Raw genomic sequence first — 13,316 nt, forward strand, 5'->3', positions numbered from 1 at the left:
CAACGAGGAGCCTGCATGCACGACGACCGTGCTCTCGTCGAACGCCGCATCGCGCGGATCCTGCGCGAACGGCTGCGACCAGCGGTGCACGGCGACGCGGTGCCACTGTCGGTGCAGGTCTGGCACGCACCGGGCGAGCCGCCACCGGTCGCCGAGGCCCTGGGCGCCGAGTACCGACCGGTCCGTCCCGACGAGCCGTGGGGGCCGGCGTGGGGCACCAGCTGGTTCCACCTCACCGGGTCCGTGCCGGCCGGTTGGGCCGGGCGCGCGGTGGAAGCCGTGGTCGACCTCGGGTTCACCCCGGACCGCAGCGGCTTCTCCGCCGAGGGCCTGGTCCACCGTCCCGACGGCACCGCGGTCAAGGGGCTGAACCCGCAGAACACCTGGCTCCGCATCGCGGACCGGGCCGAGGGCGGCGAGCCGGTCGACCTGTACGTCGAGGCGGCGGCAAACCCGCTCATCGAGGGCGTCGGGACGCGGCTCGGCGACGTGCTCACCGCCGGGGAGGAGCCGCTATACCGCGTGCGCCGCGTCGTGCTGGCCGCGTTCGACGAGCAGGTGTGGGACCTCGTCCAGGACGTCGAGGTGCTGTCCCAGCTCATGCACGAGCTGAGCACCGGTGACCCGCGCCGCTGGAACCTGCTGCGCGCGCTGGAACAGGCGCTCGACGGCGCACTGGATCTCAACGACATCCCGGGTACCGCCGCCTCGGCCCGCGCCGTGCTCGCCCCGCAGCTCGCCGCCCCGGCCGCGGCCAGCGCCCACCGGGTCAGCGCCGTCGGCCACGCCCACATCGACTCGGCCTGGCTGTGGCCGCTGCGGGAGACCGTGCGCAAGGTGGCCCGGACGGTCTCGAACGTCACCTCCCTGATGGACGACGACCCGGGTTTCGTGTTCGCGATGTCCTCGGCGCAGCAGTGGGCGTGGATGGAGCAGCACCGTCCCGATGTGTGGGAACGGATGCGGAAGAAGGTGGCGACCGGGCAGTTCGTGCCGGTGGGCGGCATGTGGGTGGAGTCCGACACCAACATGCCCGGCGGCGAAGCGCTGGCCCGCCAGTTGGTGCACGGCAAGCGCTTCTTCCTCGACAAGCTCGGTGTGGAGACGAACGAGGTCTGGCTGCCCGACTCGTTCGGCTACAGCGCGGCGCTCCCCCAGCTGGTGCGCCTGTCCCGGTCGCGCTGGTTCCTCACGCAGAAGATCTCCTGGAGCCAGTTCAACAAGTTCCCGCACCACACGTTCTGGTGGGAGGGCCTGGACGGCACCCGCGTGTTCACCCACTTCCCGCCGGTGGACACCTACAACTCCGAGCTGTCCGGCGCCGAGATGGCGCACCTGGTGCGCAACTTCGCCGACAAGGGTGTGGCGAACCGGTCCCTGGTGCCGTTCGGCTACGGCGACGGCGGCGGCGGCCCGACCCGGGAGATGCTGGCCAGGGCCGCGCGGCTGCGCGACCTCGAGGGCTCGGCCCGGGTGGAGATCGAGCACCCCGCGACGTTCTTCGCCAAGGCCCACGAGGACTACCCCGACGCCCCCGTCTGGGTGGGCGAGCTGTACCTCGAGCTGCACCGCGGGACGTACACCAGCCAGGCCAAGAACAAGCAGGGAAACCGGCGCAGCGAACACCTGCTGTACGAGGCCGAGCTGTGGTCGGCCACCGCGGCGGTACGCGCCGGCCACCCGTACCCGTACGACGAGCTGGACCGGATCTGGAAGACCGTCCTGCTCCACCAGTTCCACGACATCCTGCCCGGCTCGTCCATCGCCTGGGTGCACCGCGAGAGCCGGGCCACCTACCAGCGGCTCGCCGCCGAGCTCGAGGCAATCATCGGCGCCGCCCAGCGGGTGCTGGCGGGCAGTGACCAGGGAGCGGAGTCCGCCCGCACCGAGGTGGTCTTCAACGCCGCGCCGCACGCCAGGGACGGTGTCCCCGCGCAGGGCGGGGTACCGGTCCGCGAGGCGCCGCCGAAGGCCTCCCCCACCGCGACCGACGACGGTGGGTACGTCCTGGACAACGGAGTCCTGCGCGCCGCGGTGGACGCCCGGGGCCTGCTCATCTCCGTCGTCGACCTCGCCTCGGACCGGGAGGTCGTCGCCCCCGGCAGCCCCGCCAACCTGCTGCAGATCCACCCGGACCTGCCGGCCGAGTGGGATGCCTGGGACGTCGACCACACCTACCGGCGGACCGTCTCCGACCTCGTCGATCTCGACACACTCGAGCCGGTGCGGGATGCCCAACCCGGTACCGCGGCGGTGCGGGTGGTGCGCCGGTTCGGCGAGTCGTCGGCCACCCAGGTCATCTCCCTGGCCCCGGGCGCCGGGCGCGTCGACATCAGCACCGAGGTGGACTGGCACGAGTCCGAGACGTTCCTCAAAGTCGCGTTCCCGCTGGACGTGCGGGCCGAGCGCTCGACGGCGGAGACCCAGTTCGGGTACGTGCACCGGGCCACCGACACGAACACCAGCTGGGAGGCCGCCAAGTTCGAGATCTGCGCCCACCGCTACCTGCACGTGGCCGAGCCCGGCTACGGCATCGCCCTGGTGAACGACTCGACCTACGGCCACGACGTCACCCGCGCGGTGCGCCCCGACGGCGGCACCACCACGACGGTGCGGCTGTCCCTGCTGCGCGCGCCCCGCTTCCCCGACCCGGACACCGACCAGGGCGTGCACCGGCTGAGCTTCGCGCTCGTCCCCGGGGCGGACCTCGCCGACGCCACCCGGGAGGGTCTCCGGCTCAACCTGCCCGAGCGTCGGGTGGCAGGGGACGCCGTGGTCGAGCCGCTGATCCGCATCGACCACGACGGTGTGGTGGTCTCGGCGGTGAAGCTGGCCGACGACGGCTCGGGCGACGTGGTCGTCCGCCTCTACGAAGCGCTGGGGGCACGCGCGGCGGCCCGTCTCGAGCTCGGTTTCCCGGCGACCGCGGCGACCGTGACCGACCTGCTCGAGCGGCCCTTGCCCAGCTCGGAGACACCGGCGCCCCCGCTCGACGGTGGCGGCGTGGACCTGGCGTTGCGGCCGTTCCAGATCCTCACGCTGCGATTCCCGGTCGGCTAGGCACACGGACGTCGGACTGACGGAGGCGAAGATGGCAACCCACACGGAGCAGCCGACACGACGACGTACCCGCGGGAACCGGATGGTGCTCGCCGCGCTGGTGGCCGGTCTGGTCGCGGTGGCCGTTGCGGCCTGCGGCGGCGGTTCGAACAGCGGCCCGGACACCTCGAAGATCACCGTGACCTACAAACAGATCGGCGGCGAACCCGTTTACCAGGAGTTCCTCGGCGCCGCGAAAACCGAGTTCGAGAAGGCCAACCCCGGCATCACGGTGAACCTGCAGCCGATCACCGCCGCCGACAGCGACTACCTCACCAGGCTGCAGCTGCAGATGCGCTCGCCGCGCACCTCCCCGGACCTGGTGTACGAGGACACCTTCCAGATCAACTCCGACATCGAGGCCGGCTACCTGCGCCCGCTGGACGACCAGCTCAATGCCTGGCCGGACTGGCAGCAGTTCAGCGAGACCGCCAAGGGCGCCGCCAAGGCGCTGGACGGCAAGACCTACGGCGTTCCGGACGGCACCGACACCCGGGGCCTCTGGTTCAACAAGGAGATCTTCGCCAAGGCCGGGTTGCCCACCGACTGGCAGCCCAAGACCTGGGACGACGTGCTGAGTGCCGCCCGCACGATCAAGGCGAAGGTGCCCGGGGTCATCCCGTTCAACATCTTCTCGGGCAAGGGCGTCGGCGAGGCGGCCTCGATCCAGGGCTTCGAGATGCTGCTCTACGGCACCGCGGACACCCTCTACGACCTGCCTTCGCGCAAGTGGGTGCTGGGCAGCAAGGGCTTCACCGACTCCCTGCAGTTCGTCAACAGGGTGTACACCGAGCAACTCGGCCCGACCGCGGCGCAGTCGCTGGACCCGAACTTCCAGTACAAGGTCGCCCAGCAGCTGTTGCCCAAGGGCCAGCTGGCGATCGACCTGGACGGCTCGTGGGTTTCGCACAACTGGCTGCCCGGCAACGCCAGCCCGTGGCCGCGGTGGGACAGCGTGCTGGGCACGGCGGCGATGCCCACCCAGACCGGGCAGGCTCCCGGCCGGGTGAGTATGTCCGGCGGCTGGACCTGGGCGATCCCGAAGAACGCGGCGAACCCGGACAAGGCGTGGGAGTTCGTCAAGCTGATCAGTGACCGCGAGCACCACGTGAAGTTCGACATCGTCAACACCCAGATCCCGGTGCGCACCGACGTGGCCAAGGACCCGAGGTACCTCGCGGCCAACCCGACGAACGGGTTCTTCTCCTCGCTGGTCCCGGTCACCCACTACCGGCCCGCGTACGCGCTCTACCCCCGGATCTCCACCGAGATCCAGGTGGCCATGGAGTCGGTGATGACCGGGACGACCGACGTGGCGACCGCGGCCAAGACGTATGACGAGCGGGTGAAGGGCATCGCCGGCGACGCGGTGATGACCGCGGCCGGGTCGTGAGCTCGGTCGCGGCCGGGCCCCGCCGCGGGTCTGGTCCCAGCCCTGCTCCGGGCAGCACGGGTATCCGCCGCCGCAACCCGGCGGCGGTGACCCTGCTGCGGGGTATGCCGTTGGCACCGGCCGTTGTCCTGCTGCTGGTGTTCCTGGCCGGCCCGATCCTCTACTGCGTCTGGTCGGCGTTCACCGACATGGCGCTGACCGGTTCCTCCGGGTCCAGGTTCGTCGGGTTCGCCAACTTCATCCGGGCCTTCACCAGCGTCGAGTTCGGCCAGTCGCTGCTCTACACGGTGTTCTTCACGGTGGTCTCCGCGATCATCGGCCAGAACGTGCTCGGCATGGCGCTGGCGCTGCTCATGCGCGCCGGCAACAGTGTCGTGCGTGCGGTCGTGAGCGCGATCGTGATCGGGGCCTGGGTGCTTCCCGAGGTGGTGGCGGGGTACATCTGGGTGGCGTTCTTCGGGGTGGACGGCTCGCTCAACCACTTCCTCGGCTCGCTCGGGTTGTCCCCGCAGGACCTGCTGTTCAGCACACCGATCCTCGCCGTGTCGATCGCCAACATCTGGCGCGGCACCGCCTTCTCCATGCTGGTCTACTCCGCCGCACTCTCCGAGGTACCCAAGGAGATCGAGGAGGCGGCCGTCATGGACGGCGCCAGCACCTGGCGCAAGCTGATCTCGGTCATCCTGCCGATGGTGCGCCGCTCGATCGCGACGAACCTGATGCTGATCACGCTGCAGACGCTGTCGGTGTTCGGCCTGATCTGGACGATGACCAAGGGCGGGCCCAGCAACAAGAGCGAGACGCTGCCGCTGTTCGCCTACCAGCAGGCCTTCCAGTTCTCCCAGCTCGGCTACGGCACCGCGCTGGCGCTGATCCTGCTGTTCATCGGCGGCATCTTCTCCCTCGTCTACCTGCGCACGCTGCGTCTGGGGGACAGCCAGCCATGAGCACCCATGTCCCGCTCTCCCCCGCACGGTCAACCCCGGCGGCCGGGACCGTTGCCGGCGCGCGCACCGCCGTGGCCCGGAGGCGGAGTACTGCCTCGCCGCCGGTCCGCCGCGGTGTGGTCAACCTCGTGCTGCTGCTCATCGCGGCCTGCTACCTCGTGCCGATGCTGTGGCTGCTGCTGGCCGCCTTCGACGCCGGGGCGGGGCCGTCGCTGTCCTGGCCGAGCCCGTGGACGCTGGGGAACTTCCGGGCCATCCTCACCGAGGACATCACCTACCGGCCGATGGGCAACGGACTCATCCTCTGCGGCGGCGCCACCGTGCTGAACTTGGTGTGCTCGGTGCTGGCGGCCTATCCGCTCTCCCGCTACCGGTCCCGGCTGAAGCGCCCGTTCCTGCTCACCGTGCTGTTCATGACCGGGCTGCCGATCACCGCGATCATGGTGCCGGTCTACGGCTTGTTCGTGCAGGTCAACCTGATCGACACGTTCACCGGCACCATCCTGTTCATGGCCACCACGTCGCTGCCGATCTCCATCTGGCTGGCCAAGAACTTTATGGACGCGGTGCCGATCGAGCTGGAGGAGGCCGCCTGGACGGAGGGTGCCACCGCGATGCAGGCGCTGCGCCGGGTGGTCCTGCCGCTGATGTGGCCGGGCCTGGCGGTGGTCGCCCTGTTCACCTTCGTCGGGCTGTGGGGGAACTTCTTCGTCCCGTTCGTGCTGCTGCTGGACGAGAAGAACTTCCCGGCTTCGGTCAGCGTTTACACGTTCTTCGGCCAGTACGCCGAGGTGGTCTACGGCCAGCTCGCGGCGTTCTCCATGCTCTACGCGCTCCCGGCGGTGCTGCTCTACCTCGTGGTGTCCCGGCGCCTGGGTGGGGCGTTCACCTTCGGCGGCGGCCTCAAAGGCTGAGCTGGGCCGAGGTCCGCGGCTAGAGATCCTTGGTCGTGGAAACTGTGACACTTGGGCAGAGTTTTACGCTGGCGGTAACGCCCCGTCACCGACAGGGCGGCCCGGCGGCGGCCCTGGCGCGTCGATCGTCACCGAGACCAACGTCAGTCCGGTTTTTCCCGCCGGGAACCGGACTCAGGCCGACCTCGACGCATCCACCCCCCGGTTAGCAGCCTGATTCAATCTGTCGGTCACCGACTGTGACCGCCGCGGCTCCATCCCGACCACAGACCGAGCCAGGGCCCGGCGGCGTTCTGTCGGTCATTACCGCAAGTCCCCGCCCACCTCAGTGCCGATCGGGTCGCTCCCATCGGACAGGTGCGATCAACTCTCGCCCACGACGACTCCGGCGACAACCCGCACCCCGATTGACATGATCGTGGGCATCGACGCGCAGGGATTGCCCATGGACGCCGTGGTGCTCATCGGTGGCTGCGACAAAACCGTCCCCGCGCAGCTGATGGGTGCGTTCAGCGCCGGCAGACCGGCGATTCAGCTGGTCGCCGGCCCGATGATGACCGGGCGCCACCGCGGTGAACGCACCGGCGCCTGCACCGACTGCCGCAGGTTCTGGGCCCGCGTCGATCCGGAATGCACTGCGGGTGCTGCTCGCGATCGGGGGCTCGAGCAACGCGCTGATCCACCTCACCGCGATCGCGGGGCGCCTCGGCATCCCGATCGACCCCCACCAGCTCAACCAGATCAGCGACGACACACCGACCCTCGTTGCGCTCAAACCGACCGGCTCGCACTACATGGAAGACTTCCACGCCTCCGGCGGGGTGCCCGCGCTGCTGCACCGACTCCGAGACTCTCTCGAGCTCGACGCGATGACGGTCACCGGCCAGACGCTCGGCCAACTCCTCGATGCCCCGCACCCTGGTCGGACCCTCGGGTCGTGCACCCGGTCGACGATCCGATCCAGAAGACCGGCGGCCTGCTGTGGCTCAGCGGTTCTCTCGCCCCACGAGGCGCGCTGATCAAACGCTCCGCCGCCGACCCGGCGCTGTTCGAGAAGACCGGCCGCGCGGTCGTCTTCACCTCCCTCGAGGACCTCGCCGCGCGGGTCGACGACCCGGACCTCGACGTCGAGCCCGACGACTTCCTCGTCCTGCGGAACGCCGGGCCCGTCGCGACCGGTATGCCGGAAGCCGGCTACCTACCGATCCCCGCCAAGCTCGCCGCCCGGGGCGTCCGCGACATGGTCCGGCTCTCCGATGCGCGGATGAGCGGCACCGCATACGGAACGATCGTCCTGCACATCACCCCTGAAGCCGCCATCGGCGGCCCGCTGGCCCTGGTCCGCGACGGTGACCGAATCTCCCTGTCGGTGCGGACCGCCCGCCTCGACCTACTGGTCGACGAGAACGAACGTCGGCGCCGCCGGGCCGCACTGCCGACGGCAGAGACGCATCGATCCGAGTACGGGTACCGCAAGCTGTTCCGGGACCACGTCCTACAGGCCGACCACGGATGCGACTTCGACTACTGCGTACCCGCACCGAACGCTGACCTGGCCGAGGATGTCCCCACTAACCTCGTGGCGAGGTCGGATAGGACGGGGCCAGCGCGGCGGTGACCGGGTCGGTATCGGTGGTGTGCCGTGGGCGGTCGGTACCGAGCCAGCCTTGGCTGGTGCCGCCGAGTTGGTACGGCACGTTGATGACAACTACTCCGGGCGTGAACAACAGGCGTCCCTTGATCCGGAGGGCGCTCTGGTTGTGCAGCAGGTTCTGCCACCACCGCTTGGTGACGTACTCGGGGATGTAGACCGCGATGACCGCCCGGGGCTTTTCGGTGCGGAGCCGTTGGATGTAGTTGATCAGTGGTCCGAGGAGGTCGCGGTGGGGCGCCTCGAGAACCTTGAGCGACACACTGATCCCGCGCTGTTCCCAGGCGGCGCGGAGCTCTTGGGTCTCCTGCTCGTCGGTGGCCAGCGTGAGTGCCTCGAGCACGTCGGGGCGGGTTGCCTTGGCGAAGGCGAGCGCGCGTAACACGGGTTTGTGCAGCCGGGACACGAGCACGATCGCGTGCATGGTCACCGGCAGCGTCGGCGGTGTCTCGTCGGGGGCGACCTCGGCGCTGACTCGGGCGTAGTAGCGGTTGATCGCGCGCATCAGGAAGAACAGCACGATCATCGCGGCCACGGCCAACCAGGCGCCGTGTTCGATCTTGGTGGCGAACACCACGACGAGCACGATCGCGGTGGCGACCGCGCCGATGAGGTTGATCAGCTGCGAGCGGCGGATCGTGTGTCGCCCGGCGGGGTCGGTGACCTCGGCGAGCTGGGTGTTCCAGTGCCGCACCATGCCGAACTGGCTGAGGGTGAAGCTGGTGAACACACCGATGATGTAGAGCTGGATCAGTTTGTCGATGTTCGCGTCGAAGCCGATGATCAGAGCGGCGGCGGCCGCGGCGAGGACCAGGATGCCGTTGGAGAAGACCAGGCGGTCGCCGCGGTTGTAGAGCTGGCGGGGCAGATACCGATCGCGCCCCAGGATGGAGGCCAGCACCGGGAAGCCGTTGAACGCGGTGTTCGCGGCCAGGATGAGGATCCCGGCCGTGGCGGCCTGGAACAGGTAGAACAGCGGCGACCCGCCCCCGAACACCGAGACGGCGATCTGGGAGATCACCGAGGGGTTGCCGTCCGGGCTGGCTCTGGCGTGCAGCGCGACGGCGAGCACCGTGATCCCGATGAACATGGTGATCGCCAGCGCGCCCATCATGGTCAGCGTGAGCGCGGCGTTGCGGCTCTTTGGCTTGCGGAATGCGGGGACGCCGTTGCTGATCGCCTCGACACCGGTCAGTGCGGTGCATCCGGAGGCGAACGCTCTGAACAGGAGAATCAGGGTGAATACCCCGCCGAAGCTGGCCGTCTGCACGACCGGCGCGGAGGCGGTCTCGGCCGGCGCCAGGCCCCCGGTGAACCCCTTGATCGCGGCGACAACGAACATCAGCATGGTCAGTCCGACGAACCCGTAGGTGGGTACCGCGAACGCCCGCCCGGACTCCTTGGTGCCCCGCAGGTTGGCCAACACCAGCAGCAGCACGAATCCGACGGAGAGCGCCACCGCGTGCGGTTGCAGTGACCGGATGGCCGAGGTGATGGCCACCACCCCGGACACGATCGAGACGGCGACGGTCATCACGTAGTCGACCAGCAGGGCACTCGCCGCCGCAAGCGCGGCCGACTCACCGAGGTTGACCTTGCTGACCACATAGGCCCCGCCGCCGTTGGGGTAGGCGTAGCAGGTCTGGCGATACGAGGCGACCACCACCACCAGCAGCACCACCACCGCGAACCCGACCCACGGCGCCAGCGTCAACGCGGCCAACCCACCCGCCGCGAGCACGAGGACGATCTGCTCGGTGGCATAGGCCACCGACGAGATCGGGTCGCTGCAGAACACCGGCAGGGCCAGCCACTTCGGCAACAGCGTGTCACCGAGCCGGCCGCTGCGTAGCGGCCGGCCGACCAGCACCCGCTTGAGAACATCGAACACACGGACAGCGTGACAACCGCGGCCGGCAGCCGCGGTGGTCTTGACGCCTTCTTAGCGCCTCACCGGGCCACGGTGCGCTCCGGCTGGTGCAGCGGGAAGCGCAGGGCGCACACCACCGCGTCGGTGTTGCGGCCGATGAAGCGGGCCACCACGGCCCCGCGCCGGTTGAACAGCACCCGCTCCCACCAGTGCTCCGGGCGCACCTCACCGATCAACACAACCACGTGCTCCTCGGACAGGGACCGCACATACCGCGCGATCGGCGGACCGAGCACCCGGTGTGCCGAGTCGAGCAGCAGCAGCGGCACATCGGGCTGCCAGCTCACCCAGCGGCGTTGGAAGTCCCTGGCCTCGGCCACCTCGGCGGGCTCGGTACCGAACACCACATGGACCGCCACCACCCGGTCCCCCATGGACAGCGCGGTGCACAGCATCTTCTCGGCCAGCCGGGTGATCGCCACCACCGGAACCACCACCACCGACGTCGCCGGGCGCGGACTCCCCGGCTGCCGGTCCACGCCGAGATCGCCGCCGATCCGCCGGTAGGCCCGCTGCACCGCGGCGAACAGCGCCACCAGCAGCGGCACCACCAGCACCACCAGCCAGGCACCCTCGGTGAACTTCTCCACGGTGACCACCGCGGCGGCGACGGTCGAGGCCACACAGCCCATCCCGTTGATCGCCAACCGGGGACGCCAGCGCGGGCCGCGGTGTTGCAGCCAGTGCCGCACCATGCCGAGCTGGCACAGCGCGAAGCCGACGAACACACCGACCGCGAACAGCGGCACCAGGACGTTGACCTGACCGCCGGAGAACACCAGCAACCCGCCGGCCAGCACGGACAGCAACACGATGCCGGCCCGGTAGACCTGCCGGTCGGCGCGCAGCCCGAACACGTGCGGGAGAGCCCCGTCGCCGGCCAGCTTGGCCAGCAGCACCGGCAACCCGCCATAGGACGTGTTCGCCGCCACCATCAGCAGCACGACCGTGGCGAACTGCACCACGAGGTAGCCGGGCCCGGTGCCGATCGAGCCCTGTGCCAGCAGCGAGAGCAGCGTCCGGCCGTCCGTCGGCTGCGCCCCGAACAACTGGATGAGCAGTGCGAGCCCGATCAACAGCGCACCCAGGGTGACACCGAGGCCCAGTTCGGCGCGGCGTGCCCGGGCCGCCCGGTCGGCCCGGAACGACGGGGTGGCGTTCGCGATGGCCTCGATGCCGGTCAGCGCCGCGCAGCCGTTCGCGAACGCGGCAAGCACCAGCAGCACCCCGACCGAGGCGGTCACCGTGACCGGGCTGGGCGCCGGCAGCGGGTGCAGCGGGTGGCCCCGGACCAGCCCGACCACGATCAGCACCGCCAGCGCGCCGACGAAGATCGCCGCGGGCACCGCGAACAGCCGGCCACCGGCCAGCACGCCGCGCAGGTTGATCCCGACCACGACCAGCAGCGCGGCCAGGGACAGCTCCAATGTCCACGGCAGCAGCGCGGGAAACGCCGAGGTGAGAGCAGCGACCCCGGCGGCCACCGAGACAGCGACGTTGAGCACGTAGTCGACGACCAGCGAGGCGGCGGCCACCAGACCGGCGCCCGGACCGAGATTGCGCCGTGCGACGGTGTACGCGCCGCCGCCGTCCGGGTAGGCCGCGATCACCTGCCGGTAGGACGCCACCAGCACCGCGAGCAGCGCCACGATCAGCAAGGTCACCGGCAGCGTGAGGTGGATACCGGCCGCCCCCGCGGCGGCCAACGCCAGCACGATCGCCTCGGGGCCGTAGGCGCACGATGCCAGCGCATCCAGACCGAGCGCCGCCACTCCGGTGAGCACACCGAGTCGATGCCGATCCTCACCGCTGGCCACCGGCGCCGGCGATGCCGCCGTCCTGGTGATCACCATGTCGTCCCGCACCTCCGCCTGGGCGATCTGCCTTCGGCGAGGTCATGATGCGCCCGGTCGAGGAGGTCCCGGGGGGATCTATACGGAGTCCTGATGGGCGCGGTCAGGAGCCGATCGGTTCGGCGGTTCGCGCGGTCGGCGCCTCGACTGGCGCGTCGCGCGTCGCCTCGCCCAGGAGCAGGGCCCGCACGGCCGACAGGTCGGTGCTGATCGCCGCGGCACGCGTCAGCGCCTCGTCGACCATGTCGGCGAAGTGCTCCGCGCCACCGACGGACTCCATGGTCCGCGCGGAGATGAACTTGATCAGCAGCGCCGAGGTGCCCGGCGGCAGCCCGGCGAAGTGGACCGTGAGCAGGCCGTGGTCCCTGAGCAGGACGGTCGCGAGGGTCGCGGTCGCCTCGATCGGCGCGAGCGACGCGGATGCTCCGCCGGAACGCCGGTTCAGCTCGGCTCCGATCGCCTCACCGGTCAGCTTGAAGATGAACGGCGTGTTCTCCACGATGTCGCCGAGTCGGGCCCGCAGGACCTCACCCGTCTTCTTGGTGGACGCCACGAGATCGCGGACGCGTTGGTCGCTGTAACCACGCAGCGTCTCCACGATGGCCGGATAGAGCACCGGCCGGCATTCGCTGCCCAGCTCGAACGAGCGTGCGCGGGCGGCGGCGAGCAGATCGGCACGACCGCCGAGCAGCCCGACGCGCGGCCCGAGCACGCCGTACTTGTCCAGACCGGTGGCGCCGAGGTCCACACCGAGCTGAAGGCAGCGGGACTGGCCGAGCAGCGCGGGCCCCACCCGTGCGCCACCCGCGTCGTCGAGGACGACAAGGGCTCCGCGCCCGTGTGCCAGCCGGACGACCTCCCGGATGTCCGCCTCCGCCATGGCCTCGTAGGTCACGGCAAGGCGGGTCAGGGCCACGACCGACACGTCGGGCTTCCGATCGAGCGCGGCGCGGAACGCCGCCAGCCCGACCACCTCGACCAGCCGGCCGCCGGCGTCGCGGACGGCGCGGCGGACACAGGGATGGCTGTAGCTCGGTGACATCCCGATGACCGACGAGCCAGGCCTCACCGTGACCTGCATGGCGGCGTAGATGGCCGCGGTCAGGCGGTTGGTGACCGCGATGTCGTGCACGGCGTCCTCCCCGCCGAGATGCTCGAGGCCGAGCGCGCGCACCGGCTCGCCATAGAGCGCCCCCGCCCATTCGTCGTCGAGCACCCACGGCGAGAGGTCGTCGGGCAGGTGCAACCCGCGTTCCAGACCGCTGACGTTGTGCAACGGGAGCCCCCGGGCGTGCCGCTCGCGAATAACGCGCCATGCCTCGCTCAACTTCGCCACATGATCGGCGGTGCCGCGAAGGATGCTTCCCGCGGCGTAGGGCATGTCGCCTGTCTTGCCCTGGACTGCTGTTGTCACTGCTGTTGTCACTGCCCTGATCGCTCCTTCGATGTGCCGTTCGGTCGGTCCACCTCCACACAAGCAGCCACTCAGACTTGAAACAAGCTCATGTTATTGACCCCAATAGATGAGT

At 70.0% G+C, this 13,316-nt stretch carries 9 protein-coding genes and 1 pseudogene; 7 read left to right on the forward strand and 3 right to left on the reverse strand.

Going from position 1 to position 13,316, the window contains the following annotated elements:
* Positions 1 to 15: 15 nt before the first annotated feature.
* The 7 genes and pseudogenes from ACTXG6_RS31180 to ACTXG6_RS31210 all read left to right on the forward strand — a co-directional run bounded on the left by ACTXG6_RS31180 (position 16) and on the right by ACTXG6_RS31210 (position 7,971).
* A complete protein-coding gene (locus tag ACTXG6_RS31180) occupies positions 16 to 3,060 on the forward strand; it encodes an alpha-mannosidase (RefSeq protein WP_445182983.1) in 3,045 nt (1,014 codons plus the stop codon).
* Positions 3,061 to 3,091: 31 nt separating this feature from the next.
* Entirely contained in the window at positions 3,092 to 4,492 is a 1,401-nt protein-coding gene (locus tag ACTXG6_RS31185) for an extracellular solute-binding protein (protein WP_445182984.1), read from the forward strand.
* Positions 4,489 to 5,439 (forward strand): carbohydrate ABC transporter permease, encoded by a 951-nt coding sequence (locus ACTXG6_RS31190; RefSeq protein WP_445182985.1) that lies wholly within the window; start codon positions 4,489 to 4,491, stop codon positions 5,437 to 5,439. The genes ACTXG6_RS31185 and ACTXG6_RS31190 overlap by 4 nt, the downstream gene beginning before the upstream one ends.
* Positions 5,436 to 6,353: a carbohydrate ABC transporter permease gene (locus tag ACTXG6_RS31195; protein ID WP_445182986.1), complete on the forward strand. Its 918-nt coding sequence runs from the start codon at positions 5,436 to 5,438 to the stop codon at positions 6,351 to 6,353. The genes ACTXG6_RS31190 and ACTXG6_RS31195 overlap by 4 nt, the downstream gene beginning before the upstream one ends.
* 445 nt (positions 6,354 to 6,798) lie before the next feature.
* A pseudogene (locus ACTXG6_RS31200) lies at positions 6,799 to 6,910 on the forward strand (dihydroxy-acid dehydratase domain-containing protein); the annotation flags it as partial.
* 84 nt (positions 6,911 to 6,994) lie between these two features.
* Complete coding sequence (locus ACTXG6_RS31205; protein ID WP_445182987.1) at positions 6,995 to 7,372, forward strand: dihydroxy-acid dehydratase domain-containing protein; 378 nt, start codon at positions 6,995 to 6,997, stop codon at positions 7,370 to 7,372.
* A complete protein-coding gene (locus ACTXG6_RS31210; RefSeq protein ID WP_445190144.1) occupies positions 7,291 to 7,971 on the forward strand; it encodes a hypothetical protein in 681 nt (226 codons plus the stop codon). The genes ACTXG6_RS31205 and ACTXG6_RS31210 overlap by 82 nt, the downstream gene beginning before the upstream one ends.
* On the opposite strand, the gene ACTXG6_RS31215 is transcribed toward ACTXG6_RS31210, so the two are convergent.
* The 3 genes from ACTXG6_RS31215 to ACTXG6_RS31225 all read right to left on the reverse strand — a co-directional run bounded on the left by ACTXG6_RS31215 (position 7,925) and on the right by ACTXG6_RS31225 (position 13,201).
* Positions 7,925 to 9,895 carry an APC family permease gene (locus tag ACTXG6_RS31215; RefSeq protein ID WP_445182988.1) on the reverse strand — a complete coding sequence of 657 codons (1,971 nt, stop codon included), beginning with the start codon at positions 9,893 to 9,895 and terminating at the stop codon, positions 7,925 to 7,927. The two genes, ACTXG6_RS31210 and ACTXG6_RS31215, sit on opposite strands and share 47 nt — an antisense overlap.
* 59 nt (positions 9,896 to 9,954) lie before the next feature.
* On the reverse strand, positions 9,955 to 11,787 hold the full coding sequence (locus ACTXG6_RS31220) for an APC family permease (protein ID WP_445182989.1): 1,833 nt from the start codon (positions 11,785 to 11,787) through the stop codon (positions 9,955 to 9,957).
* A gap of 103 nt (positions 11,788 to 11,890) precedes the next feature.
* A complete protein-coding gene (locus ACTXG6_RS31225; protein WP_445182990.1) occupies positions 11,891 to 13,201 on the reverse strand; it encodes a hypothetical protein in 1,311 nt (436 codons plus the stop codon).
* Positions 13,202 to 13,316 lie beyond the last annotated feature (115 nt).

It is taken from the genome of Pseudonocardia sp. Cha107L01, assembly GCF_052566575.1.